This is a genomic window from Clostridia bacterium, from assembly GCA_012840125.1.
Lineage (GTDB): Bacteria > Bacillota > DULZ01 > DULZ01 > DULZ01 > DULZ01.
Map to the genome: position 1 here is coordinate 15,797 of DULZ01000078.1, position 26,486 is coordinate 42,282.

Genomic DNA, 26,486 nt, shown 5'->3' on the forward strand with positions numbered 1-26,486 from the left:
CCGCTTATTTAGGCTTGCTGGGACTCAAGTAAAACACTTTCGGGGCTGTACCCAGTTCCTCCAGGAGGCGAAAAGTCTCCTGTTCCCGGATGAGCTTCCCCACCGCTGAGGCCGGGTCGTCCAAATCCCCGAAATGACGGGCTTTAGCCGGGCAAGCCTGCACGCACATGGGGAGTTCTCCTTGGGCGGTGTACTGGGCGCAAAAAGTGCATTTTTCCGTAATCCCCTTCGGCCGGTTGGGGGAATAGACCAGCCGGTCGTTGGGGTCCCGGTGGTCAAAAGGATAACCGTAAGCATAATCTTGGGGATACCCGGCCTTTTCCTTGGCTTTCTCGGGGTCCTCCCAGTTGAACTGGCGGACGCCGTAAGGGCAGGCGCTCATGCAGTAGCGGCAGCCGATGCATCGCTCCAGGTCCACCAGCACCACACCCCGCGCATCGGTGTAAGTGGCCCCGACGGGACAGACTTTCTGGCAGGGAGGGTTATCGCACATCTGACAGGAAACGGGCAAAAAGTACATTTTCGCCCCCCCTGTTTGCTCCGGGGGAATCTGGTGATGACTGCTGCCGGGGGTAAAGACCCGGTTCCACCAGGTACCCGGCGGCTGGGCGTTCACCTGCTTGCACACTACGGCGCAGGTGCGGCAGCCGATGCATTTATATAAATCGATCACCATCCCTAATCTCATGCTTCCTCACCTGCCTTTCGCACATCCACCAGGCATTCGTTCCAAGCGGTATTGGGGGCCCACATCCCCGGCGTGAAATACACTTCATGGGTGGGTTTGATAAAGGGATAAGTCAGGGAATTATAAGAAGTATCCTTCAGGTAGCGGCTCCACCAGCCTTGTTCAAAAATGACCAGCTGCCTGCTCATCCCCGGGTCCAGGACCGCATAACCTTTCACCAACCCCCGGTCGTTGTACACCTCCACCAGGTCCCCCTCTTTAATCCCTTTCCCGCGAGCATCTTCCGGGTGCAGGTAAACCTTTGGCTTACCGTCTTCCAGTTCATTCATCCAGATATTGTTGGAATGGGTAGAATGCACCCGGTAGAGGGAGTTACGGGTGATGTACGCAAAAGTGTATTTTTCCTTGGCCTCCGGTGACAGGCGGTACTCACTGTCTGCAAAGGGAGGCTTGTGCACGGGCAATGCTTCGCCCAGATCCAAGAAGATGTCTTCATCTTTGTAGAACTCGATGCGCCCGCTTTTCACAAACCGGGCCGTGGCCGGCAAGGCGGCCGGGCGGCTTAAAGGCGGGAAGGGCTTTTTGTGAGCCACCTGCTCATAAAAAGGTACCTGCCGGTTATTGGGCCCCTCGGACCACATGCGCACCGGCCCCTTTTTCAACCGGGCCAGGGTTATGCCTTCGGTGGGGGGCCCACCTGTCCGCAAGATGAGTTCAATGGCTTTCTCCGCCGCTGTCTGCTCATCATCCCCGGGGAAGAAATGGCTTTCAAACCGCGGCTCCAGCCTTTTCGCCATTTCCCGGGCGATCCAGAGCTCGCTTCTTCTTTCCCCGAGAGGCGGGATCACCGGCTGCTGGAGCTGCATGTAAGGATGAAGGGGTGTCGTCACCAGTTCCGTCTTTTCATACCAGCTGGCCGCCGGGAAAACCACATCGGCCCAATCACAGCTCGTGGTACGCTGGAAATCCATGGCCACGATTAGTTCCATTTCTCCCCGGGCGGCCATTTCCCGGAGCCGGTTCGCCATGTTGTGCTGGTCAAAGGGGTTGTGCCAGCCGAAGATGAAACCCTTTAGACCGTTTTTGGGATAGGGGGCCACCATGTTTGGCGTCGGCCCGTGGAGGAAGTATAACCAGGGTGTCCAGCGAGCCGCCGCCGGGAACCACCAAGCCTGCACATCCATGCGCACCCGGTACTGGCCGGCGTAGGTGGAAATCCCTGCGCCGGGCTTACCGATATTGCCCGTCAGCACGGGGATTAGAGCTAACGCCCGTCCCTTTAGATCCCCGTGGTACCACTGGTAGTTGCTGGCGCCGTAAATCACATGGAGGGGTTTGCCGGCGGCCATTTCCCGCGCCAACCGCACCACCGTCTCCCATTCCACCCCTGTTTCCTGCGCCACATAGCCGGGGGACATTTGCCTAACCTGCTCCCGCAGGAGCTGGAAAACGGTTTTCACGGCCACCTGACTGCCGTCCTTTAACGGCACTTCCCACTGGCCCTCCAGCTGCACGTCCAAGGGCAGGTCCAGCTTCTCCGGGTGGACGGTGAGCCAGGCACCGTTATAAGCGACATAAGCTTCCCGGTAGTCAGGCACATCCGCCGGCCTGGCCAACCCGGCCACTTCTTGCGCCGTGAGCTTTTTCCCGTTGTCCAGGCGAACCAGCAAGGGCAGATCGGTGTAGGTCACGATAAAGTCCCGATCGTAGAGTCCTTCCTCCAGGATCACTTTCACGATGCCTAACGCCAGGGCGGCATCACTGGAGGGCTTCAGCTGGATCCATTCGTCGGCCTTCGCCGCGGTGGCGGAAAAGACCGGGTCGAACACCACCATTTTACCGCCGTTAAGCCTGTTCTGGGTGAGAAAATCAGCATCCATCAAGCGGGTGACCATGATATTGGAACCGAATACAGCCGTATACTTCGAGTTAAGCCATTCGATGGGCTCCAATTCCTCCGTCTGCACCCCGAAGGTCTGGGGGAAAAACATGGGCAGGTCCCCATTCAGATCATAAGGATGCAGTAAGGTCCAGCCCGCCAGGGTGGACAAGGCAATCCAAGCTCCCTTGTGGACATGGCCCGTACCTCCCACCTGGAAGCTGAAGCCAATGGAATCGGAGCCGTACTTGGCCGCTATTTCTTTGAGCTTTGCCGCCGTGTAATCCAACGCTTCTTCCCAGGATACCTCCTTAAACTTCCCTTCTCCCCGTTCTCCCACCCGGAGAAGGGGTTTCTCCAACCGGTCCGGACCGTAAAGCAAATTGATAAAGGACAAGCCTCTAAGGCAGCCCCGCGGTCCATATTCCGGTTCCGGATAATCATCGGTAGGAGACAAAGTCTTAATCTGCCCGTCCACCACCATCGCTTTGATGCCGCAAGCGGCCGTACAGTTGGGAGAGCAAACGGTGCGGACGAACTTGACCTCCTTGGGCCGGACCGGCTCCCGGCTCCAGGCGGCACCATCCCTGCTTTTATAGATCATGCCGCTGCCGGCCAACAGCCCCCCAACCAGCGCTCCCTGTAAGAAGCGCCGGCGGGTTAACTTCAATCCTTTTTTTAACACGGTCCTCCACCTCCATGGGTCCATTCTCCGTTAACGAGTGCCGAAATACCATGACCTGGATCACAAATAGCCGCAAAGGCCGTTACCCCGCCTGCCGCTGTCCCTTGCCACGCTGGACAACCGGACAGGGTAGTTTAGGATTGATTATATAAACCTGCCGGGAAAAACCGATAAATAGGATTTTGCAATATTCTTAACAATTTGTTACTTGCCTGCCAATCTAGGGGACGAGCGTGGTTGACTTTCGCCAATGCCCCCCGCAGGATACTCATTGTCTTGGCGGCGCCTAACAAAACAGGGAGCCTGTTCGGCCCCCTGCGAGATTGAAATTGAGCTTTTCCTATTACCTTCCTACCAGTAACTCCGCCTGCCGCCGCGTAATATTGATGCTCTTCGCGGCCTCATCCCAGTCTACCTTGGCACCAAGGGCTTCGCTGACAAAGGGCAATGGCACGAAAGCCCGGCCGGCTCGCCCGGTTTCCCCGGCACCGGGCGTTCACCGCGCCGGTCTCCCGCCGATCTCCGGCCGGACGCTCCTTCCGTTCCCGGGTCAAGTCCCCCAGGTGAGCCGGGCCGGCAGTCCTGTGCAATAGATATCCACGCCTCAAGAAAAAAATTGCATGTTCATGTTAAATTTAGTAACATTGTTATTACATTCTTTTATTTTAGAGGGGAGGTAATCCTTGCCGGAAAGATGTCCCAATACTTTATTTGTTCAAAGTTTTTTGTCACCGCCAGCCGTTATGTATAAGCCCAGGGAAAAAAACGAACAATAACACCACAAAGGAGGTAGTACAAAATGCAACTGCAACTCGTGCCGTTGATCATAGTGATCGCCTACTTGATTGGTATGTTAGGAATTGGTTATTTCACCAACAAGTTCTTTATCAAAGGCAGTGAAGACTACCTGGTCGCCGGTAGACGCCTGGGCGTTTTATTTGTCGCCGCCAGCTTGGCTGCTAACAACGTGGGCGGCGGCAGTTCCGTCGGGGTGGCCCAGCGGGCTTTCACTGACCAGTGGGGCTTATCGGCAGGTTGGTATGTTTTGGCTGCCGCTATCGGCGTCATACCCCTGGCATACTTCGCCCCTTACATCCGCAAAGCAGTGGCCATTACCATTCCGGAAATTGTGGAGAGACGTTTCGGTGTGACGGCAGGCTTGATCACGGCTGTCCTCAACGCTACGGCCTTGTTCTGCTTGACGGCTTCCCAGATTCTGGCGTCCGGTACCATTATCAGTGCCCTGGTAGGTTTGGACTTATCCATCGCCATTATCATTGCGGCTATGATCGTCATTGTTTACACCGTCATGGGCGGATTGTTCGCTGATGCAGTTTCCGACTTAATCCAGTGGTTTGTGATCTCCCTTGGTCTTTTAATCAGCTTGCCCTTTGTGATTTCCGGTGCCGGGGGCTGGTCCGCCATCACCGAAGCTTTACCCCCGGGACACCTCAGTTTCACCAAGGTCGGCTTTACCCAAATCTTCAGCTTAATGATCATGTACTTCGTGACCTTCTTATCCGGTCCGGAGATCATCTCCCGTTTTAATGCCGCTGAAAACGAAGCCACCGCCCGCAAATCTGCTCTAGTCGGCGCCGTCCTCATGGGCGTGTACGCCTTTATTCCCGCTTTCATCGGCGTGGTGGCCCGGGCAAAATTCCCGGAAATTGAATCCAGCCAGGCTTTAGTAACAGCGGTGTTCAACCTGGCGCCGGAGTGGATCGGGGGCTTAGTGGCGGCTGCCATCATATCCGCCACCATGTCCAGTGCCGACTCGGACATGCTCTGTGCCTCCTCCATCATCGTGAAGGATATTTATCAAAAATACGTTAACCCCAACATTGAAGACCGCAAAATCATTACTCTTACCAGGTTTTTCAACGTGATCATCGGTTTGGCCGGCATGTCCATCGCCCTGTTCAAGATCAACATTATTACCTTGAACACCTTTTCCTTTGCCTTGCGTTCCGCCGGACCCTTCGCCGCTTTTGGTTTGGGACTGGTTTGGAAAAGCGCCACGAAAAATGCCGGTATCCTCTCCATTATCGGCGGTTCCATCGGCGCCATCGTGTGGCAGGTCCTGGGTGAGCCCTTCGGTATCCTGGCCATTGTCTTCGGTGCCGCCGTCAGCATTGTCGTTTTCGCTTTAGTCACCATCATCGAAAGCAGTATGGGAGTACCGCCGGCACCAAGTGCATACCTGGATGAATTGAAGAAAAAATAAGCCCCGGCTAAAGGGGCTTATTTTTTCTTGGCTATGGCTTCCTTGGCTTTCTGCACAATGTGTTCTTTGGTCAGGCCATAGGCGGCCAGCAGTTCCGCAGGGGTACCCGATTCCCCGAAACGATCCTCCACTCCTACCCGCAGGACGGGCACCGGGCAATGCTCGGCCACGGTCTCCGCCACGGCGGAACCTAAACCGCCGATCACGTTGTGCTCCTCCGCCGTCACCAGGGCCTTGGTGGTTTTCGCCAGTTGGATAAGGGCCTCCTTATCCAGGGGCTTAATGGTGGACATGTTGAGGACCGCCGCTTCGATGCCTTCTTGGGCCAGGAGATCCGCCGCTTCCAGAGCAATAGAGACCATGATGCCTGTCGCCACGATACCTACCTGGGTGCCGGGACGGATGAGATGGGCTTTGCCAATTTCAAAGCGGTAGTTGTCGTCATAGATCACGGGCACGCCGGGTCTCCCCAGCCGGATGTAGACAGGGCCCCGGTGTTCCGCCGCCCGGAAGACCGCTTGCTCCGTCTCCACCGCGTCCGCCGGTACGATCACGGTCATATTGGGCACGGCCCGCATGAGGGCGATATCCTCCAACGCTTGGTGGGAAGCGCCGTCTTCCCCCACGGTTAACCCCGCATGAGAAGCGGCAATTTTTACATTTAAGTTGGGATAGGCCACACTGTTCCGGATCATCTCAAAAGCCCGGCCGGTGGCAAAAATGGCGAAAGTGCTGGCAAAGGGAATCTTGCCGCAGAGGCTCAAACCGGCGGCGGTGCCGATCAAATTCTGTTCCGCGATGCCGACATTAAAGAACCTACTTGGAAAGGCTTCCCTAAATTTAGCCGTCTTGGTGGAACCGGCCAGGTCGGCATCCAGCACCACCACATCCGGGTTAAGCTCTCCCAGTTTGACCAGCGCTTTACCATAGGCATCTCTCGTCGCGATTTTTGTAGTCATCCTGTTATCCCCCTTACTCCAGCTCGGTCAGGGCTTGGGCTACCTGTTCCGGTTTCGGTGCCACGCCATGCCAGCCCACCTGGTTCTCCATAAAGGAAACGCCCTTGCCTTTGACGGTATTGGCTACAATAATGGTCGGCCGTCCCTTGATTTCTTTGGCTTCGGAGATGGCGGACAAGATGGCCTCAATATCGTGGCCGTCAATGGCCAGCACATGCCACCCGAAAGCGCGCCATTTATCAGTTAAAGGTTCGGGAGACATCACTTCCTGCACCGGGCCGTCGATCTGCAGCCCGTTATGATCCAAGAAGGCCGTTAAGTTGTCCAATTTATAATGGGCCGCCGCCATGGCCGCTTCCCAGACCATGCCCTCCTGGCATTCCCCGTCGCCCAGCAGCACATACACCCGGTAATCCTTCCCGTCCAGTTTACCGGCCAGAGCCATCCCGTTGGCTACGGATAAACCTTGCCCCAAGGAGCCGGTGGACATTTCCACTCCCGGCAGCACCTTCATGTCGGGATGCCCCTGCAGCCTACTGCCGAATTTCCGTAAAGTAAGCAGCTCTTCCTTGGGAAAGAAACCCCTTTCCGCCAGCGCAGCGTATAGAACGGGGGCGGCATGTCCCTTGGACAAAACAAAACGGTCCCGGTCCGGCCAATCGGGCTCCCGGGGATTAATCCGCAATTCATGGAAATACAGGGTGGCGACAATATCCGCCGCCGACAAGGACCCGCCCGGGTGGCCGGAACCGGCGGCCCCCGTCATTTGAATGATTGATTTGCGGATTTCCCTGGCCTTAGCCTGCAGCTCTTGAATTAAATCCCGTGACAAAACCATCACCTCCGGAAATACTCACAACGCCGATGAGAACAAAATCTTAAAGCCGGTGTTCCTTGAAACCTTCACCTAAGACCTCCCGCACATCGGTCAAAACCACAAAAGCGCGGGGATCCGTTTCCGCCACCAGCCTTTTTAACTTACTGATTTCCCCCCGGTGCACCACACACAGGATAGTCTCCCTCGACTGCCCGGTAAATAAACCCCGCCCCGCCAGCCCGGTGGCGCCCCGGTCCAACTCCTTGATGATGCGCTGGGCGATGACGTCGCTGTGCTCGGAAATAATCAAAGCGGCTTTCGCATAGCTGAATCCTTCCTGGATCCCGTCAATGATTTTGGTGGTAATAAATAGGGACAGCAGGCCGTAAAGGGCCAGCTCTAAATTGAACACCACACCGGCCACGGCAATGACCGCCGTATCAATGATCATTAATGCTTGCCCAATGGTCAGCTGGGTATAACGGTGGAGCAGCCGCGATGCCAGGTCGGTGCCGCCGGTGGATCCTTCGGAACGGATCACAATAGCAAGGCCCACTCCCACCAGCACACCGCCGTAAACGGCAGACAGCAAAGGGTCTGAAGTAAAGGGCTTCACCACCAGGCTCAGCAGATCCACGGCCATGGAATAAGCCAGGGTACCGTAAAAAGTCCGTAAAACAAAATAAATGCCCATTTCCCTGGCCGCCAGCAAAAACAGGGGCACGTTCAAAGCCAGCATGGTTAAGCCGGTCGGGAAACCCGTCAAATGATAAATGACGGTAGCCATACCGCTCACCCCGCCGGCAGCGATTTTGTTGGGAATCAAAAAAAGCACCAGTCCCAATCCCGCTACAGCTGCCCCCAGGGCAATCCCAAAAAAGCGTATCATATGTTCCCTGGTCATGTTGCTCACTCCAACCTGCCCTTTGCTGCTTATAGTCTATTCATTTTGTTCCCAATCTAACCTCACGTTTCGACGGGACTAAGTAACTTTCTATATGATTCTCCATTATTCCTTTCCAAAAAAGAAAAATCCCGTTAAAGCGGGATCAGGCCGGCGACAAAGGCCATAGGTGCTGACCGGGGATGAGCCGGAGCCACATCAGAAGAGGGGGAGCCCCTAGCGGTGGACGCGGGATCTTATTCTTCCAGGGAGAACTTGTACCCTACCCCCCAAACGGTTTTGAGGTATTTCGGTTTGGAGGGATCCTGTTCAATCTTGGTCCGGATGCGGCGGACAAAGACGCTGATGGAGCCCAGGTCCGCCACGTATTCCTCATTCCAGAGCACTTTAAACAGCTGTTCCCTGGTAAACACCTGCTCCGGGTGGCCGGCCAAAAAAGCCAGCAAATCAAATTCCTTGGCCGTCAGGTCTACTTTTTGGCCGCGCACCACCACCGTGCGCTGCTTGCAGTTAATGGTCAAGTCCGGGTAAGAAATGATGTCGCTGCCGCTCCCTTGGTCTGGGACGGCGGATACGCGCCGCATCAGCGCTTTCACCCGCAGCACCAGTTCAATGGGACTAAAAGGTTTGGTCAGGTAGTCATCCGCGCCCAGGTTAAAACCGACGCTTTTATCGATGATTTCACTCTTGGCCGACAAAAGCATCACCGGCGTATGGGAGGAGGCCTGGCGAATGAGCCGCAGCACATCAAAACCGTCCTTTTCCGGGAGCATAATGTCCAAAATCACCAAATCCGGTTTTTCTCTTTGGAACATTTCCCAGCCCTGCTCCCCGTCCGCTGCGTACAGCACCTCAAACCCTTCCTTCACCAGGGCTTGCTCCACCACTTTCTTGATGTTTTCTTCGTCATCAACCAGCAGGATTCTCGCCATACTCCTCACCTGTACCCCCCTCCACGGGCCTGCCTACCGGCAGCCCTATAGTAAAAGTACTTCCTTTGTTCACTTCACTGGAGACACTGACCCAGCCCCGGTGCATTTCCACCAGTTCCTTGGCCAGCGCCAGCCCCAATCCGGAGCCGCGGTAGCGCCGGGCGTCGGAATTGTCCACTTGACGGAAACGGTCGAAGATGTAAGATAAATCCTCGGCCCTGATCCCAATGCCCGTGTCACTGACGGCAATCAGTACCTCTTCTTTATCCCGGTCATAATCGACGGTGATACGGACTTTCCCTCCCTGGGGCGTAAACTTCACCGCATTATCTGCCAGGTTCAACACGGCGCGGCGAAATTTTTCCGGATCCGCCTTCACCAGGGGCACTTCCGTCAAGAACTCGGTGCTGAATTCAATCTCTTTCTTCCGGGCTAAAGGCGCGATCACTCTTTCCACGGAATCGATCACATCAACCACGTCCATGGTTTCCGGCCGGAGCCGGTAGCGTCCGGCCTCGATTTGGGCTAAGTCCAGCAAATCATTGATGAGCATGAGCAGGTTTTCCCCGTTGGTTTTGATTTCTTCCACGTTTTGCCGGTTAACCTGGTCACCCGCAGGCAACTGCTGCTGCAGCAATTCGGCAAAAGCGATAATGGCCGTCAGAGGGGTGCGCAGTTCATGGCTCATGGTGGCCAGGAAACGGGACTTGTGCTGGTTAAGAGTCTCCAGCTCCTTATTGGCCGTTTCCAAAGCTTGCTGCTTGGCTTTCAGCTCTTGGTTGGCCAGTGTTAATTCTTCCGTTCTCTTGGCCACCTGCGCTTCCAGGTTAGTATAGAGCTCCCTCAACTGGTCTGCCATATCTTGAAACTGCAGGGCCAGGTCTTTAATCTCACCTTCTGCTTCCAACTCGCGCAAGTTCAGGTTCCAATTGCCCCGGCCCAACTGGACGGCAGCCGATTTCAACTGCTGCAGCGGAATGGTCACGGTCCGGTTTAGCAGCAGGTAAATGGCGGTCAAAGTAAAACCCAACACCAGCAGGGTAAAACCGAAATGCCGGTAAGCATTGGAACGGAGACTGCTGATAAAGATGTCCATCGGCATTAAGACACTGATGGCGCCGGCCAGGTCGCCCAGCTGGTAGCCTTCCTTCGGGTAGCCCGCTATATCCGGTTCTCCCGCCGGGGACCCGTGACAAGGCAAGCAAGATTCATTGGCGTGGAGGGGAATCATGTAGCGGAAATAATGCCTCCCGTCAATCACTTCCTGCCCCCAGGCTTCTTTGAGGCCGTCATTGTCCATAAAAGCATGCAAAACCCGCTGCTCAAAATCATCGGGCTGGTTGAGGGGATTCCTGGCCGTTAAACGAGTTTGCTTGATCTTGTAATCGGTCCACTGGCCGAAAATCTCACTGGAGCCCGTCCCCACCGCCGCCGGGTTTAGATGCTTGAATTCAAAGTGCCCGTGGGGGCAATAGTTGATGCGGTCCTGGTTCCTGGCGATGAATTCCCGGGTGGCCAAAAGCTGCAGGGTAATCACACTGGCTTTTTCATGGAGCTCCAGGTAAGCCTGTTTCTGGAGCTGCCGGTAGTCCCAAAAAAAGCTGGCCAGCATCACAAGCACAATAGTAAGAGTCGTAGCCAGCATAAAGCGAAAAGAAAGAGAATGACGCGACAATTCGCTCACCTGCCTTGAAAGAATGCAACCGCATTCACCCCTTCTTTTCGCTAAGGAAAGAATGTTTTCCTGCCGTCAAAGAGTGGAATACAGTGGCACAAAACCGCCCGGCCCGGCTCCTTTCCCGACCGCCGGCACTACGCCGCACCCTTTTTTACCTTTCGCCCCTAAAAATGACGGTTTGCCGGCGGAAACGACGGCAGGACACAGGCTACGGGTCCTGCAGCACCGGTTGGCGGCCGGGTGCGACAGCCCATTTCCCCGGGCTGAAAAGCTTACGACGCTGGATCCGGAGGCTCTTGATCCTTAATTTAAAGTCAATGAAGTCTCCCCGCCCCGGTCCCTTTCCCCGCCCCTTGAATATTATTTTAGAAAGGAGGTACGTCAATGATTGTCATCGATCCGGGCCACGGCGGCTCAGATCCGGGAGCCACCGGCCCTTCCGGTCTGAAAGAAAAAGATGTGACGCTGGCCGTAAGCCTGCGGCTGGCGGATAAATTGAAGCAGTTGGGGGCCCAAGTCCAGCTCACCAGGCGAACGGACCAGGGCCTCCCCCTGGCAGAAAGGGTATATTTAATTAACAGCTTTAAATCCCAGGTTTTCGCCAGTATCCACTGCAATGCTCATTCAAATCCCCAAGCCGGGGGCGTGGAAATCTGGCACAGCTACCGGGGCGATTACGGCAGCATCTACTACCGGGAAGCCATGCGGATTGCCTCCATCGTTCAAGAACAACTGGTACAAGGCACCGGTTTAAAGAACAGGGGGATCAAATACAGGCTGGTGGATACCCAAGGTTCTCCCATTTACGGGCTGGATTACTTTTACCTGCACCGGAAAGCCAAGTGCCCCGGCCTGATTATCGAGCTGGGCTTTATCAGCAACCCGGCCGAGGAAGCTCTGCTGGCGGACCCGGCCTTTCAAGATAAAGCAGCCGCTGCCATCACCGCCGGATTAGCTGCCGCTCTTGGCTTGACGGGTAAACCGCCCTGCCAGCCAGGGCCTCCCGCCCTCAAGGAAACAACGGTCATCTTTAAAGGCACAAGATTACAAGGCTTCATTCTGGACGGCCGGGCCTATGTGGAAGTTCGCAAGCTGGCGGAAACCATGGGCGCTGCGGTGCACTGGGATCCAAACCTGAACCAGGTCGTCATCCAGAAATAAACGGCCTCCTCACGAACACCGGGCCTACGAAAAAGACGGCGGCTGAAGTCCTTCAGTCGCCGTCTTAATCCCTATCCCTTCCGCAGTTCTTTTACCTCCATGTAGCGGTCTCTGGCCCAATTATTGTAAAACGGAGTGCCGTCCTGATTTCTGATGCCGTAATAGAAGTGCCGCAACGCTTCGTTGATGTCACCTTTACGTAAATACAGCTCCCCCAAAATCAGGCATAACAGCTGTTCATGTTCCGGCTCCAGCCTAAGATTAGTGTTACCGTAATAAGCCTGATAGTAATTGTCAAAAGCCAGGTTCCAGGACCGGTGGTAGAGTTCCTCATCCCCTACATCCCGGTAGAGCCAGGACAGGGCCAGGTACAGTTTGCCCAGGGCTAAAGGATTCTCTTTTTCCGCTTCCGCAAAATAAATGGCTAGATAGTAGCTGAGAAAAACCCGGTCAATGGAGAGGGGATCGGCCGGCGGCAAAGAAACCTTGCCCTGCAACTGCAAAGCCTTTTCCCGGTAAGGACGCAGCCTTTCCGGGCTGACATGGCCCAGCTTGTCAAAATCGTTATAGTGTTCACTGTACAAGCAGTAAGGACAAGTGCGAATATTATACCAGAGCGGTTCAAAATCCACATAGATTTCCCTTAAATCATTTTCCCGTTTATTCAGTCTTAACTTGCTCATCCTTGGGTTCTTTGCCACAAACTCACCGTCGCACACCGGGCAAGTAACCCGCTTTTCCAATAAGAAATCCTTATCAGTTTCCCGGGCCAAGATCCCGTAGACCTTATGCCCTTCCGGCAGCAGTCCCAGGCGGTCCAAAGGCTGCGCCTGGTCAACAGGAGACGCCACCGCCGGCTCCCCCGCCAGGGCCTCATTGTTGGCCGCCTGCACCGGTTTGATCTCACAAGCCTCCAACAACCGTGCTTCCAACTGCCTGATGCGGCGGCTTAAGGTGGTCATGATGGCAAAAGCCATTTCCGGCACTTCCCGGATTAAGCGCTGGAAATTCTCTTTCGGGATACTGAGCACGATGACATCGGTCTCGGCAATACCGGAGGCACTACGGGGCAAATTATCCAACATGGCCATTTCCCCGAAGAATTCTCCCCGGCCCAGTACGGCAAATTTTTCCTGGACACACTTAAAGGAATTCCCGTATACCGCGACCTCTCCCGAAAGAATGATAAACATCTCGGTGCCGACATCGCCTTCGTAGCAAATGAAATCTCCCTTGGCAAACCGTTTAACCGTACCCAGTTTTTTCAGTTTTTCCAAAACTTCTAGATTCATTTGATCCCTCCGGTATGCACTTGTTTTCCATCTTGCTAAACCGCCGTCATGATCTATGCTATTCATATTTACGCCGCCATGCCCCGGAATACCTGCATCCCTTGAAAATAATGGGTATATAAAAAAGACGGCACCGGGAATCATCCCGTCACCGTCTCCTGCCGCCAAGCTGACCGTCCCACCTAAATGTGCAAAGCCCCTCGCTTCTGCTTGATCACTTGATAAAGGTCCTCCGCCACCTGCTCGGGATCATCCCCCAGCATCACCTTGCCCCCGGTAAGACCCTCCAGACCGGCGGTGAGGACCCGTACCAGCTCCGGCCCTCCCGTCACCGGCGGCACCGGGGAGAGATGGGTGGTCAGCCCAAAAGCCAGAGCAAAAATACCGTCGATGGTGGCTTTTTGTTCCATCCATTCCGGCGCGCTGACCGCCACGGGCAGGTCTTTGGTGTCCACACCCAGGGCTTCGGCCAGGGCGGTCACCAGCATGGAAATGCGCCCCGTATCGGTACAGGTGCCGAAGCTCAAGACCGGCGGGATCTGCAGAGCCCCGCCAATCTCCTTCAGCCCGGGACCGGCGTAGGCCAGGGCCTCCAGATTAGCCAGTCCGGCTACTTCCAGGCCGTGATTGCCGCAGCCCCCGGCAATGACCAGGATATCCCTTTTGATCAGTTCTTTCGCCAGGTTCACGGTCATCCAGTCTTGCGGGCCGTTTTTTAAAGTGGCACAGTTGACGATGGCCACCACGCCCTGGATTTTACCCTGCTTGATCACCTCCAGCAGTGGGTCCAGCTTGCCGCCTAAGGCTTGCAAAACCGCCTCCGTGGAGAAGCCGGCGACGGCCTTTTGCCGGCGGGACGGCACGTAGGGCTTGACCTTCTGCTTGCGCAGGGGATAATTGGCCAGGGCCCACTCCAGGAGCTGCCGGGCCATTTCCACCGCTTCCGGGGGCTTGTAATCCAGGTTTTTCTCCACTTTAGGCAGGCGCACCAGGTCATTCACCGACGCCAGGGTCACCTGGTATTTCTCCGCATATGGATGAAGATTGGGCGGTGAACAATTCTCATCCATGGCGAACAAATCCACCGCCCCGGTGGCCAGCAGGGGCTCAATGGAGAGCCAGTTCCCGGTATGGCCTACAAAGACCTCATCCATGGGAAAACGCTGCAGCATTTCCTGCCCCGTTTCGATGGAACCGACAATCCTAATCCCTTTAGCGCCTATTTGCCTTGCTCTCTCCTGCCACTCCGGTTTTTTGGCTTCCATGAGGGTAGCAATACCCAGCCAGGGTTCGTGGCCGTTAAAAACAATATTCACGTAATCCGGGTCCAGGATGCCCAGGTCCATGTTCACTTCATGAGGGGCCGGGGTGCCGAAGAGGATATCCTGCACCATTTCCAGGGGAATCTGGGCCCCGTAGATGCAGGCAATGCTCAACCGGAGGGCCTTGCGCGCCAGGGAAATATAATCACCATCCACGTTGGTCAAGCAGCTGGCGGTGGCATCCTTGATTTCATGGAGCACCCCCGCGGGAAAGATGGCTAAATCCTGCCACACTTTTTGCCTGGCGATAGGAGCAAAAGCGGTAATGGTTTTCGACGGCTCCCGGTAATCGGCGGACAGCTCCGCCAAGAAAAAGTCCGCCAGTCTTTCCGCTTGCTCCTCTACGGTACCGGCGGTGCTTAAGCCCAGTTTTTCCAGCATATAAGTCAACTTACCGGTATCCGTGATCTGAAAAGGCGTTTTCCCCTGGGCCGTAGCTTTCAAAGTGCTGAAGGCCATGTAGGCATGATGGGAATAGGTGGCGGTGCCCATCACATTCCGCAGCAAGAAATCCCGCATGGCCATAGCATCGGGGCTGATGCCGCACACCCCCAGTTCCGCCCCTGCTTTGGGCGAAATCCGGCAGGGCCCGTTGCTGCAGAGCTGGCAGCTCACTCCTTCCGTGCAGAAGTTGCAGCGGATCTTGGCTTGCGGGTCAAACCGGTCAAAGACGGTGCTCATCCCGTCGGGCTTCAGCCTTTTTTCATACATTTCCTGTACGGAATCATGGTAGCTGACCCGCCCGTCAATACGGAAAGTACTTTCTTTGCCCATATCCAGCCTCCCAAGAATCATGTTTTCTGTATTATGCCCGTTATATGGGAAAACATGATTTGGGAGGGGCGGGAATCTTCCCCTTCTCCATGGCAATCCGCATCATCTGTTCTTTCTTGTTCACAGGAGGCACATAAATCTCTTGCCGCCGCACCAGAGCGATGGCACCATGCTTGCATCCCCGGATGCAGGCACCGCAGCCTAAGCATCTCTCCTGGTTTAAAACGGCTTTCCTGCTCTTCTTGTCACCCGGCACCCTTTCTTCCACTTTTATGGCACGGACATGGCACCGCTTGGCACAGCTGCCGCAGCCGGTACACAAGTCTTCGTTAATACGCGGGATAAAATTGCTGGGATGAGCGGCCAGAATGCCGTATTCATTAGTCTTCCGCAATGCTTCACAGCAGCAGCCGCAGCAGTGGCAAATGTAGGCCGGCTTCTTCTGCACATTATCGGCCAAGTGCACTAAACCCAGTTCCTCCGTCTTGTCCAGCACCCGCAGCAGTTCATCCACGGTGGCCCGGCGGGCAAAGCCCCTTCTGATGAGCCATTCAGCGGCATTGCCCAGGGAGGTGCACACATCTTCAATGGGGGCATCGCAGTTAGTCCCCAAATGCTGGGCCTTGTGCCGGCAGTAGCACATAGTCAGGGCGCCGCCCCCCGCATCCCGGATCATTTCCGAAGCCTTCTCATAGGATAGGACTTCCGTCTCCACCTCCTCGGGCATCAGGCTTTCGTAAGCCCAGGTCTGAAATAATTTGGTCTGGGAATTGAACAGCTCCTTAACCACTACCGGATCTTGGAAATAAGCATGGAACAGCTCCGCCAGTTCCTGCAGCGGGAGCTTGTCAGTCACCCGCATGAAAGTATACTCAAAGAAGCCGATGACCAGGGGGCTGAGCATGTAATAGACGGTATCGTCACGGGGAATGTCGATTACCAATCCCTTGTTGGCCATGTCGTCCAAATGCTGCCGCAATTCCTCTGGGTCCAGGCCCATGATGTCCACCAGCTTTTCAAACCTGACCAGGCCCTGCGGGAATTTGGCGCCGATCATGGCCTGGACTTCCGTATACATGATGTGTAGTATGCGCATCAGAGTCTCATTGAGCGGCGCCCCCACCGGGTTTTGATCGAGTCTTTGGGCCAGTGCCTTAAACACATCTTGTTTCGCCACGCTTAAATGTCCCATGTAAAACTCCCCCTTAATTGTCCCGGCAGCCGGAGGCTGCAGGAAAAGTTAAGAAATTACCGAATTATACAAATATATTTAACATTGATGACTGAATACCTGCTCAGTAAAGAAAAAATCCCCGGCGGGGACCCGTTTTTTTAGACAGGAGGTCCCAAGACAGGGCACAGGCAGGCAGCGTCCTGCCCTGTCATGGCAAACAGTTTTTTGCCGCCCCGGGTCCGGGGGGGATCAACAACACCCGGTTTAGCTCCTGACAATGGCCTCCACGGGGCAAACCTGGACACAGGAGCCGCACCCGTTGCAGGCACCGGTAATATGATAACCTTGCCACACGGATGAGATCAGGGCAGGTCCGGTGTAGCCGTCGTCAACGGCCTGCTGGGGGCAGATGACACTGCAGCTGCCGCAGGAAATGCAGTCACCGGTAATGCGGTAAGACATGGCAGGGCCTCCTTACCCAGAATACCTGTCCTTATAACTGTTCCCCAAAAGAATAATCTTCATGTACCCTTGTCAATTTTTGCCTAGGGATAATATAATGGAGGCAAGGTCATTAAATCCAAGGGGGAGTAGACGTTGATGTGGAAAGAGAAATACCGTCTCGGAGTACAGAACATCGATGAACAGCATGAAGAACTCTTCCGCAGGGTGTCTGAATTTGTCCTAGCTCTTCGCCAGGATGGATCTTGGGAAGAAAAATTGCCAAAAGTCAAAGAAACCCTGGCCTTCATGCAAAGCTACGTCATCACTCACTTCGCCGACGAAGAAGCCTACCAGAGAGAAATGCAGTACCCTGGTTATGAAGAGCACCGCCGGATACATGAGGACTTTAAAGCGGAAGTCCATGAGTTCGCCAGGCGGTTTGAAGAGGAAGGCTATTTGGAAGACACCGTGCAGCAGTTTGCCGGTAAGCTTCTTGCCTGGTTAATCAACCACGTGGCGGCCACTGACCAGCAGATAGCCCATTTTGTTTCGGGACAAGGGAGGTCAAATAATGAAGGCTGAGTATGTCAATCCTTTTTATCAAGCGACTATTAATGTTTTCAAGCTGATGCTTGATATAGATGTGATGCGGGATACGTCCAAAGCGCTGCAGCAGATGCTGGGGAAACAGGAAGTAGGCGTGATCATTGAAGTGGAAGGGGACTTGTCCGGGTACATTCTCTATCGCTTCCCGGATACCATGATTCTGGAAATGGTGAAAATCATGTCCGGCCTGGAATTCGATCAGGTCGACAGCTTCGTCACCTCGGCCCTGGCCGAAGTATCAAATATCATCAGCGGCAACGCGGTTTCCAGTTTGTTTAACCAAAACTACCGCTGCAACATCAAACCCCCGCGGATTGTTTTGGAAGACAGCAAACCCATATGCCTGGAATGCCCACCGGGCGAACCGGTACTCAGGCTGCCCTTGCAGACCCCCATCGGTAAGCTGGAGATCGACATGGCCCTCAAGGAAACCAGCCAACGGGTGCAGTAAGCGGGCGCCCACAGGATCCAGCTATTTCGTCCAAACCAACCCATGCAGGGTGAACTGCCCCTGCCCTCCCGCCAACCGGTCAAACGCCACTTTCACCGGCAGGTTGTCCAGAGGCAGTTGGAAACTGGTATTACCGGTGAGCTTTTCCTGCAGTTCCAACCCCGGAACAAAGCTTCCCACCTGAATTCTTTCCGGCACGAGCCTGATGGTGCCGGGCTGTTCCAGGACGAGAGTTCCGGCCAACAACAAAGGCAGTTTCTGCCCGGCCACCGTGAAGGAGGCGGTCAGTTGCAGCTTATTGCCCGCAATGGATACTGCTAAATTTTGCAGAGGCAGGTTCAGCCGCCCGGACAAATACTCGGCAAGATTTTCCTCCGTTACCATGACCCGGATGGCGCCGGGCTCCTGAAAAGAATAATTAAAACCACCGTGAAGCCAAGCGGCCCACCAGCTGAACTCCACCCGGCACAATTCTCCCTGCAGTTCCGCCAGGGTTAGGTCGTTCAGCCGGACATGCTTGGCTTTTATATGCAGCGTATCGATCCTTCCCTGCAGCAGTTCCCAAGGAGGAAAAGTTTCCACCCGTACCTCCACCTCTGCGGCGGGCCACTGGGCGGCCGCTCTGGTCAAGGCTCGCTCCGCCAAAGGAATCAAGGTCAGCTGGGCCAGAACACCCAGCAGCACAGCCACCAGCCCGAACCTGCCCACCCACTTGAACCACAAAAAAACCACCCCCCACCATTCTATGACCGGTGGAGAGCGGTCATGTCTAAATTAGCGCCAGGCGTCTCTTACCCGCCGGCGGCAGGCAACCGGATCATAGTTTTCCCCGGGCCTGCTCTTTCAGGTAGGCCCTGATGAAAGGCATGATTTCACCGTCCATCACCGCCTGAACATTACCGGTTTCCACGTTGGTCCGGTGATCTTTCACCAGAGAATAGGGATGAAACACGTAAGAGCGGATTTGGCTACCCCAGGCGATTTCCCGCTGCTCGCCCCGCAGTTGGGCCAGTTCTTCCTCCTTCTTCCGCATCTCCAGTTCCCACAGCTTGGCCTTCAACATGGCCATCGCCATCAAGCGGTTAGCGTGCTGGGAACGCTCATTCTGGCACTGGACCACGATGCCCGTGGGCAGGTGGGTAATCCGCACGGCGGAGTCAGTTTTGTTCACATGCTGCCCGCCGGCACCGCCGGAACGGTAAGTATCGATTTTCAGATCCCCCGGGTCGATGGTGATCTCCGCCGTATCATCTACCTCCGGCATGCATTCTACGGAAGCAAAGGAGGTATGCCTGCGTCCGGACGCATCGAAGGGCGAAATCCGGACCAGCCGGTGGACACCTTTTTCCGCTTTTAAATACCCATAGGCATAGTTCCCTTTCACCAGCAAGGTGGCGCTTTTAATCCCCGCTTCATCGCAGGGCAGGATGTCCACCACCTGCACTTGAAAGCCGTTTTGCTCGGCAAACCGCATGTACATGCGCATCAGCATCTGGGCCCAGTCCTGGGCCTCGGTGCCGCCGGCACCGGCATGAAGGGTCAAGAAAGCATTATTGCGATCATACTCGCCGGAAAGCAGCGTCTCCAGTTCCATGTCTTCCACGGCTCTTTCCAGCTGCCCCAGATTGCCGGCCAGCTCCTTCTCCATGGCCTGGTCATCTTCCGCCAGGGCCAGTTCCAAAAGCTCCCGGATATCTTCCCAGTCATGCTCCAGGGCATAAAAGGCGGTTAATACTTCCCGGTGAAAACTCAAGCTTTGGGTCACCTGCTGGGCCAACTCCCGGTTATCCCAAAAGGTGTCCGCCAGCATCTGGTTTTCCAGTTCTTTTACCTTGGCTTCCCGGTTTTCGATGTCAAAGAGAAACCCTCAATTCTTCTATTCTTTGCTTTAATTCCCCCAACTTGGGCCTTAAATCAACCAGCATCCGATCAGCTCCTCCCGGTTATGCATTTTTACCACAGCACTTCTTGTATTTCTTGCCGCTGCCGCAGGGGCAGGGGTCGTTGCGCCCCACTTCTTGTTTCTTGCGGATGGGCTGCTTGGCCCCTTCCTCCGCGTACTTGTTTTCCACCAGATTCGTGGGCCCGGTTCTTTGCTCCACCACCCGCACCCGGAAAATGAGGCGGGTAACGTCTTCTTGAATATCGGCGATCATGGCGTTAAACATCTCATAGCCTTCATAGCGGTATTCCACCAGGGGATCCCGCTGGCCGTAAGCCCTCAGACCGATCCCCTGCCGCAGCTGGTCCATGGCATCGATGTGATCCATCCACTTGGTGTCCACCACCCGCAAGATGATCATGCGCTCCAGCTGCCGCATGGTTTCGGCCCCGATTTCCTGTTCCCGGGCTTCGTAAAGCTCCCGGGCCTTGGCGTGAAACATTTCCCTGATCTCTTCTTTTTCCATCTTCGCCAAGTCATCGGGGGTCAAGGTATGCCCCGGCAGGAAAGTCTGCTCCGCATACTGGAGCAGGGAGGCTAAATCCCATTCTTCCGGGTACTCGCTCACCACGGCAAACCGGTCCACGGTCCGGTCGATAACCGTATCGATCATGTCCAGCACGCTGTCTTTCAGGTTTTCCCCTTCCAGCACCCGGCGCCGCTGGGCGTAAATGACTTCCCGCTGCTGGTTCATCACGTCGTCATACTGCAGGACGTGCTTGCGGATTTCGAAGTTGCGGGCTTCTACTTTCTTCTGGGCTGACTCGATGGATTTAGAAATCAGCGGGTGATCGATGGGGGTATCATCATCCATGCCCAGCTTATCCATCAGCCCGGCAATGTTGTCCGAGCCAAATAATCTCATCAAGTCGTCTTCCAGGGAAATGTAGAACCGGCTGGAACCGGGGTCCCCCTGCCGGCCCGCCCGGCCCCGGAGCTGGTTGTCAATGCGGCGGGATTCGTGGCGCTCCGTGCCAATGATGTGCAGGCCGCCCAGCTCCACCACCCCTTCGCCGAGGACAATATCGGTGCCGCGGCCGGCCATGTTAGTGGCGATGGTCACCTGGCCCTTTTGCCCGGCCCGGGCGACGATTTCCGCTTCCTGCTCATGGTACTTGGCATTAAGCACCTGGTGAGGAATACCCTTCTTCTTGAGGGCCTCGCTCAGCATTTCCGATTTCTCAATGGACACGGTACCCACCAGCACCGGCCGCCCGATGCGGTAGCAATCCTCGATTTCCCGGATCACCGCGTCAAACTTGCCTTTTTCCGTCCGGTAAACCACATCGGGATGATCAATCCGGATCATGGGTTTGTTGGTGGGGATGACCACCACGTCCATGCCGTAGATCTTGATGAATTCCTGCTCCTCCGTTTTCGCGGTACCGGTCATCCCGGCCAGCTTTTTGTACATGCGGAAATAATTTTGGAAAGTAATGGTCGCTAAAGTCTGGGTTTCCCTTTCAATCTTGACCCCTTCCTTGGCTTCAATGGCCTGGTGCAGCCCCTCGCTGTACCGGCGGCCGTACATCAGCCGCCCGGTGAATTCATCCACAATGATGACCTGCCCGTCTTTGACCACGTAATCCCGGTCTCTCTTCATGAGCACGTGGGCTTTCAAGGCATTGTTCACATGATGGCTCAGTTCCGTGTTGGTATCATCGTAGAGGTTCTCAACGCCCAGCATCTGTTCCACCCGGGCCACCCCTTGTTCCGTCAAGGTGACTACCCGGGCTTTTTCATCGACGGTGTAATCGTCCCCGGCTCTGAGCCTGGGGATGATCCTGGACACGGTGTAGTACAGCTGGGTAGGTTTATCCGCTTGACCGGAAATAATTAAAGGGGTGCGGGCTTCGTCAATTAAAATGCTGTCCACTTCGTCCACGATGGCGTAGTGCAGGTCCCGCTGTACCACCTGGTCCAGGGACAAGGCCATGTTATCCCTCAAATAGTCGAAACCGAATTCATTGTTGGTCCCGTAAGTAATGTCGGCCGCATAAGCTTGTTTTCGCTCTTGGAAGCTCAAGCCGTGCACAATCAAGCCCACTTCCATGCCCAAAAACCGGTAGATCTGGCCCATCCATTCACTGTCCCGGCGGGCCAGGTAATCGTTCACGGTAACAATGTGGACTCCCTTGCCGGTTAAAGCATTCAGGTAAGCGGGCAAAGTAGCCACCAGGGTTTTACCTTCCCCGGTCTTCATTTCCGCAATCCGGCCTTGATGCAGGACCATGCCGCCCATGAGCTGTACATCAAAATGGCGCATGTTCAGCACCCGCCGGGCTGCTTCCCGGACCACGGCAAAGGCTTCCGGGAGAAGAGCATCCAAGGTTTCTCCCCGGTCCAGGCGCCCGCGAAATTCTTGTGTTTTATTCCTCAGGGCCTCGTCAGACAGCTGGCTGATCTCCGGCTCCAGCGCGTTGATCTGCTCCACCGTTCTATTCAGGCGTTTGATTTCCTTCGTGTTATCGTCCAGCAGGTTCTTGAAAAACTTGAGCATTGCATATATGCCCCCTTGTAAAAAGAGAAGGAACCTATCAGGTTCCCCTAATTTGCATTACATTATTTTATCACTAATATCCTTTAATTACAACTCACCGGCCGGGCCCGGCTTTACTGGCACCCCGAGGACTGCTTCTTGGCGCTTTGCTCCTCTATCTGCTTGAGTTTACCGGTCAACACCTCAAAGGCCTTCCGGTCCCGGTGATCCAAAGCCTGGTCGATCATGGCCAGCAGCATCTCCCGGGTCAACTCCTGCCTGGCCTGGGTATTTTCCTCCACCGTTTGCTCCCTGGCGGCGCAGAATTGGCAGAAAAAGGACCGGTTAATAGAAAGATATAACTGCAGCGTATCCCACTCTTCCGTTTCCAATAGTTCCAAAGCTTTTTCCACTTCGTATATGACCTGCCCGTTTAAGCGCAGGACAAAAGGATACGTGTAAGTCCCCCTGGCGGCCACCAGCAGGAGATTGCCCTGGAGAGGTACCTGGTTGACAGGCACGGTCCTTTCCAACAAGGCATCGCTGGATAATAAACGGCGCAGGATCATTTCCGCACCTGGAGCCGCCAACCGGTGACTGTCCAGAAACCAATAGATTAACTCTCTTTTCTCGGCAATGGAATGACCCACAGAGTTCACCACCTTCAACTATATTCTAGAGGGTTTCTCCCTGCCGGGCAATGGAATGTTCCAGTACCAACACCACTTTTTTCAGTTTATTCTAAAGTATTGCCAAATGCCCGGCCCGGACAAGCCGGCCAACTCAGAAACAGCTTTTACCGCCGCCTGCCGGAAGGATTGGAGACTTGTGTAATTAATCACACAATCCGCCAAATAAGAAGCCCTCCGGCCGGTAGCCGCCGGCCCGGGGGGCTGAACACATCAACTGACGGTCCAGAAACCTAAATCAAACCCTTCCTCTTTTTTGTAGCGGTTAAAGAGGTAGTGCCGGAACCGGACATATTCCCGCAAATCACAGTCAATCCCTATTTCCGCCATTTTCTCGATGAATGTTTCGATCTTGGGCGGGCAGCCCGGGATTTTGACTGCATGGTTGATATGAGGATTGTCCTTGTTCAAGTGGACGGCGCATTTGCCGAATAAGACGGAATGATCAAAGCCCGGTGAGGCCAGCTGCTTCTTGCCGGTCACCACCTCCAGGTTGGGAAAGGGCTTCCCTTTGTAGGCGGAAGACAAGAGAATCAGCATGGGATTATACTGGACCGAGCAACCGGTACACAAGGTATCATCATATTTCCGCACCGCAAGCCCCGTAATCCCCTGCCGGGCAAACCCCTTCGGGCCCGTATTCTCCTCCGTCCATTCCCAGTCGTAATTGATGAATTGCCGGTGCCGCTCCAATTTCTCCCCGGCCAGGTCGTAATCACTGATCGCCAGGCTGTACCCGCGGCGCCGGGCATAAGACACTAAATATTCCACTTCTCCGGGATCATAACCCAGGATCAGTGTCCCCACCAGGTCGCAAGCAAATGGGTCCTTGGAAGCTATCAAAAGATCCTTGCGATAAGCTTTGCCGGTGGGAGCCGGCCCTTTTTCCAGGACAAAAATACCGTCAATGACGGTCAATGCCACCGGCAGTTTTTCGATAATCCGGGGAAAGGTCCGGTGCAAGTCTGCCGGACCCTCCCCGTGACAGAATTGTTTGGAAATTTGGTCAAGGCAACCCTTAAGGTTTTTGATGCCCAGGGAGACTTTCGCCTGGTTATGGGTTTTCAGTACCGGTACATTGATGATTTTGTCTGCCTCCAGAGCGTGCCTGGCGATATTGAAGCGAAAGCCGTCGCCGTAATCCACGGTCACAAATTCCTCTTCATTGAAATCCACCAGCTTCACCCCGTAGCGTTCCGCCAGCTTCTCGTAGCCCAAGGCCCGGTAAATGTCCCGCCCCTTGGGGGATAGCTGGGGCAAGGGGCCCTCGCCGATGGTGATATCCCGAAAACCTTCCTCCGCCAGGATGCGCACCAGCGCCGCCATCACGGCACTGGTGGTGACCACGCCGAAGGGAGGAAAGGGCAGGTCAAAATCCCAGCTGACAATATTGGGCTTAATCAAGATCCTGTCGCCGGGTTTAAACCCGCCGAGCCCATCACACAGGATTAGACTCTCCCGCAGGGACCGGTAAACGTCCTCTACTTTCACGATGGAGACCACCGGTTTTGCCATGTCGTTCACTCCGTTTCTCGTACTGTTACCGGATACTATTCTCCCTGTTTACTTAATTTCCCTGCCGTTCCTCCGTTCCCGCGGCGCTCTCCATCTTGGCTTTTTCCTCCTCCACCAGCAAGCGGCGCAGCAGTTTGCCCACGGCGGTGCGAGGCAGGGAGTCTCTAAATTCCACATAGCGGGGGACTTTATACGCAGCCAGTTTGGAGCGGCAGTAAGCAATGAATTCCTCTTCCGTCGCCTCGGCACCGGGTTGGAGCACGATATAAGCCTTAACCGTTTCACCCCGTTTCGGGTCGGGGATCCCGGCCACCGCCGCTTCTTTCACTTTAGGATGCTCGTACAAGACTTCTTCAATCTCCCGGGGATAGACATTGAAACCGGAGGCCAAAATCATGTCTTTTTTCCGGTCGACAATGTAGAAATAGCCATCTTCATCCATCTTGGCAATATCACCGGTATAAAGCCAGCCGTTTCGCAGGGCAATGGCTGTTTCTTCCGGGTTGTTCCAGTAACCCTTCATCACTTGCGGGCCCCGGATACACAATTCGCCTATCTCTCCCGGGGGAAGGGGTTTGGTGCCCGTCTCCAGGTCCATGATGGCGCACTCCGTATCAGGCAAGGGCAGCCCAATGGAACCGGGGCGGCTGGGACGATCCAGGGGATTGCAGTGGGTCACCGGGGACGCTTCCGACAAACCGTAACCCTCGGCGATATCTACCCTGCCCTTAGTGAATTTCTTGAACTGCTCGGCTACTTCCACCGGCAGGGGAGCGGAACCGCTGATGCAGTGCTTGATTTCCGCCAGGGCATCGGCGTATGCTGCCGCCCGGGGGTGATTGTTGATGGCGATATACATGGCCGGCGCCCCCGGGAAAGAAGTGGGCCGGTAATGCTCGATGGCCTGCAGGATTTCCTCCACCTCAAAGCGGGGCACGATGATCTGGGTCGCGCCAATTGCCACCGCATAATTGACGCACATGCTCATCCCATACACGTGGAAGATGGGCAGGGCGGTCAAAACCCGCTCCTTGGCAAATTCCGTGTCGATGGACCAGGCCAGGATCTGGTAGCAGTTGGCCACTAAATTGCGGTGGGTCAGCATCACCCCTTTGGAAACCCCGGTGGTCCCTCCCGTGTACTGCAGGACGGCGATGTCTTCGGCCGGGTCAATCTCCACTTGGGGCGGGCCGGCTTCCGCCTGGGCGATCAAGGTATCAAAATCGTAGACGCCCTCTTCTTCAATCTTTTGCCCCTGGAAGCTAAAGGTGACCGCAAACCGGAGACCCGTCTCCTCCCGGACGTTCTTCACCCGTGGGTAAAGGGCATCCATCACCACGATGCCGGCGGCTCCCGCATCTTTCATCTGGAAGGATAATTCCCTTTCCAGGTACATGGGGCTGGTCTGCACCACAATAGCACCCAGTTTCAGGATGGCAAAGTAGGCAATTTCCCACTGGGGGCAGTTCGGCCCCATGACGGCAATGCGGTCTCCTTTTTGCACTCCCAGCTTGGCCAGGGCATTGGCAAAGCGATTCACCAGCCCTCCAAACAGGCCGTAAGTGATTTCCCGGCCGGCAAAAATCATGGCCACATGTTCGGGCACTTTGGCCACCGTTTGATCCAGCAATTGTCCCAAGGACATCTCAGGATACTCGATGGCCGGCCTGACACCGGCAGGATAGCTTTTCACCCAAACCTTGTTCTCCATGAACAGTCCCCCTTTTCTTAAAATGCATGTCTCAATGCCAAGATATTAGATCTCCCCGGTAAATTATGCCTCAGGCAACCCGCGCAAAGCCCTCAATTGTTTCCTGACCACCCCCAATGCCAGCGGTCACCGGCCCCCACCGGACATCCCGCCGCTAAAC

General features: G+C 55.2%; 22 protein-coding genes. 4 read left to right on the forward strand and 18 right to left on the reverse strand.

Features of this window, described 5'->3' with window-relative positions:
• Positions 1–4 precede the first annotated feature (4 nt).
• From GXX34_08930 to GXX34_08940, 3 genes are all read right to left on the reverse strand, one after another.
• Positions 5–688: a 4Fe-4S dicluster domain-containing protein gene (locus tag GXX34_08930; GenBank protein HHW07631.1), complete on the reverse strand. Its 684-nt coding sequence runs from the start codon at positions 686–688 to the stop codon at positions 5–7.
• Positions 685–3,276, reverse strand: a complete 2,592-nt coding sequence (locus GXX34_08935) for a molybdopterin-dependent oxidoreductase (GenBank protein HHW07632.1) — start codon at positions 3,274–3,276, stop codon at positions 685–687. The genes GXX34_08930 and GXX34_08935 overlap by 4 nt, the downstream gene beginning before the upstream one ends.
• A 319-nt stretch (positions 3,277–3,595) precedes the next feature.
• Positions 3,596–3,706: a hypothetical protein gene (locus GXX34_08940; GenBank protein ID HHW07633.1), complete on the reverse strand. Its 111-nt coding sequence runs from the start codon at positions 3,704–3,706 to the stop codon at positions 3,596–3,598.
• Positions 3,707–4,051: 345 nt separating this feature from the next.
• Here GXX34_08940 and GXX34_08945 point away from each other — a divergent pair, with 345 nt between their 5' ends.
• Complete coding sequence (locus tag GXX34_08945) at positions 4,052–5,476, forward strand: sodium:solute symporter family protein (GenBank protein HHW07634.1); 1,425 nt, start codon at positions 4,052–4,054, stop codon at positions 5,474–5,476.
• 17 nt (positions 5,477–5,493) lie between these two features.
• On the opposite strand, the gene GXX34_08950 is transcribed toward GXX34_08945, so the two are convergent.
• The 5 genes from GXX34_08950 to GXX34_08970 all read right to left on the reverse strand — a co-directional run bounded on the left by GXX34_08950 (position 5,494) and on the right by GXX34_08970 (position 10,763).
• Positions 5,494–6,435, reverse strand: coding sequence for a transketolase family protein (locus GXX34_08950; protein HHW07635.1), 942 nt, complete (start codon positions 6,433–6,435; stop codon positions 5,494–5,496).
• Between the two features lie 13 nt (positions 6,436–6,448).
• Positions 6,449–7,273: a transketolase gene (locus GXX34_08955; protein HHW07636.1), complete on the reverse strand. Its 825-nt coding sequence runs from the start codon at positions 7,271–7,273 to the stop codon at positions 6,449–6,451.
• Between the two features lie 40 nt (positions 7,274–7,313).
• Complete coding sequence (locus GXX34_08960; GenBank protein HHW07637.1) at positions 7,314–8,156, reverse strand: YitT family protein; 843 nt, start codon at positions 8,154–8,156, stop codon at positions 7,314–7,316.
• 236 nt (positions 8,157–8,392) lie between these two features.
• Positions 8,393–9,097 (reverse strand): response regulator transcription factor, encoded by a 705-nt coding sequence (locus tag GXX34_08965; protein HHW07638.1) that lies wholly within the window; start codon positions 9,095–9,097, stop codon positions 8,393–8,395.
• The gene (locus GXX34_08970) at positions 9,066–10,763 is read right to left on the reverse strand and encodes a DUF3365 domain-containing protein (protein HHW07639.1); all 1,698 of its coding nucleotides are present in this window, start codon (positions 10,761–10,763) and stop codon (positions 9,066–9,068) included. The genes GXX34_08965 and GXX34_08970 overlap by 32 nt, the downstream gene beginning before the upstream one ends.
• Positions 10,764–11,150: 387 nt before the next feature.
• On the opposite strand from GXX34_08970, the gene GXX34_08975 reads away from it, so the two are divergent.
• The gene (locus tag GXX34_08975) at positions 11,151–11,927 is read left to right on the forward strand and encodes an N-acetylmuramoyl-L-alanine amidase (protein ID HHW07640.1); all 777 of its coding nucleotides are present in this window, start codon (positions 11,151–11,153) and stop codon (positions 11,925–11,927) included.
• A 71-nt stretch (positions 11,928–11,998) separates the two neighbouring features.
• Here GXX34_08975 and GXX34_08980 read toward each other — a convergent pair whose 3' ends face one another.
• The 4 genes from GXX34_08980 to GXX34_08995 all read right to left on the reverse strand — a co-directional run bounded on the left by GXX34_08980 (position 11,999) and on the right by GXX34_08995 (position 16,951).
• Positions 11,999–13,219 (reverse strand): DUF2225 domain-containing protein, encoded by a 1,221-nt coding sequence (locus tag GXX34_08980; protein HHW07641.1) that lies wholly within the window; start codon positions 13,217–13,219, stop codon positions 11,999–12,001.
• A 182-nt stretch (positions 13,220–13,401) separates the two neighbouring features.
• Positions 13,402–15,315, reverse strand: coding sequence for an anaerobic carbon-monoxide dehydrogenase catalytic subunit (cooS, locus tag GXX34_08985; protein ID HHW07642.1), 1,914 nt, complete (start codon positions 15,313–15,315; stop codon positions 13,402–13,404).
• Between the two features lie 40 nt (positions 15,316–15,355).
• Positions 15,356–16,507, reverse strand: a complete 1,152-nt coding sequence (locus GXX34_08990; GenBank protein ID HHW07643.1) for a 4Fe-4S binding protein — start codon at positions 16,505–16,507, stop codon at positions 15,356–15,358.
• Positions 16,508–16,753: 246 nt separating this feature from the next.
• Positions 16,754–16,951: a 4Fe-4S binding protein gene (locus GXX34_08995; GenBank protein ID HHW07644.1), complete on the reverse strand. Its 198-nt coding sequence runs from the start codon at positions 16,949–16,951 to the stop codon at positions 16,754–16,756.
• Positions 16,952–17,086: 135 nt separating this feature from the next.
• On the opposite strand from GXX34_08995, the gene GXX34_09000 reads away from it, so the two are divergent.
• Together GXX34_09000 and GXX34_09005 are read left to right on the forward strand one after the other, a co-directional pair.
• Entirely contained in the window at positions 17,087–17,515 is a 429-nt protein-coding gene (locus GXX34_09000) for a hemerythrin family protein (protein HHW07645.1), read from the forward strand.
• Positions 17,505–17,990, forward strand: coding sequence for a chemotaxis protein CheX (locus GXX34_09005; GenBank protein HHW07646.1), 486 nt, complete (start codon positions 17,505–17,507; stop codon positions 17,988–17,990). The genes GXX34_09000 and GXX34_09005 overlap by 11 nt, the downstream gene beginning before the upstream one ends.
• A 21-nt stretch (positions 17,991–18,011) precedes the next feature.
• Here GXX34_09005 and GXX34_09010 read toward each other — a convergent pair whose 3' ends face one another.
• The 6 genes from GXX34_09010 to GXX34_09035 form a co-directional block, all read right to left on the reverse strand.
• On the reverse strand, positions 18,012–18,713 hold the full coding sequence (locus GXX34_09010) for a DUF2993 domain-containing protein (GenBank protein ID HHW07647.1): 702 nt from the start codon (positions 18,711–18,713) through the stop codon (positions 18,012–18,014).
• A 94-nt stretch (positions 18,714–18,807) separates the two neighbouring features.
• A protein-coding gene (locus GXX34_09015) for a peptide chain release factor 2 (protein ID HHW07648.1) occupies positions 18,808–19,915 on the reverse strand; the annotation gives its coding sequence in 2 pieces (ribosomal slippage) (positions 18,808–19,845 and positions 19,847–19,915; 1,107 coding nt in all).
• 18 nt (positions 19,916–19,933) lie between these two features.
• Positions 19,934–22,432, reverse strand: coding sequence for a preprotein translocase subunit SecA (secA, locus tag GXX34_09020; protein HHW07649.1), 2,499 nt, complete (start codon positions 22,430–22,432; stop codon positions 19,934–19,936).
• A gap of 113 nt (positions 22,433–22,545) precedes the next feature.
• Complete coding sequence (locus GXX34_09025; protein ID HHW07650.1) at positions 22,546–23,079, reverse strand: IDEAL domain-containing protein; 534 nt, start codon at positions 23,077–23,079, stop codon at positions 22,546–22,548.
• Positions 23,080–23,313: 234 nt separating this feature from the next.
• Positions 23,314–24,615, reverse strand: coding sequence for a DUF362 domain-containing protein (locus tag GXX34_09030; protein HHW07651.1), 1,302 nt, complete (start codon positions 24,613–24,615; stop codon positions 23,314–23,316).
• A gap of 52 nt (positions 24,616–24,667) precedes the next feature.
• Positions 24,668–26,326 carry a long-chain fatty acid--CoA ligase gene (locus tag GXX34_09035; protein HHW07652.1) on the reverse strand — a complete coding sequence of 553 codons (1,659 nt, stop codon included), beginning with the start codon at positions 26,324–26,326 and terminating at the stop codon, positions 24,668–24,670.
• Between the last annotated feature and the right edge of the window lie 160 nt (positions 26,327–26,486).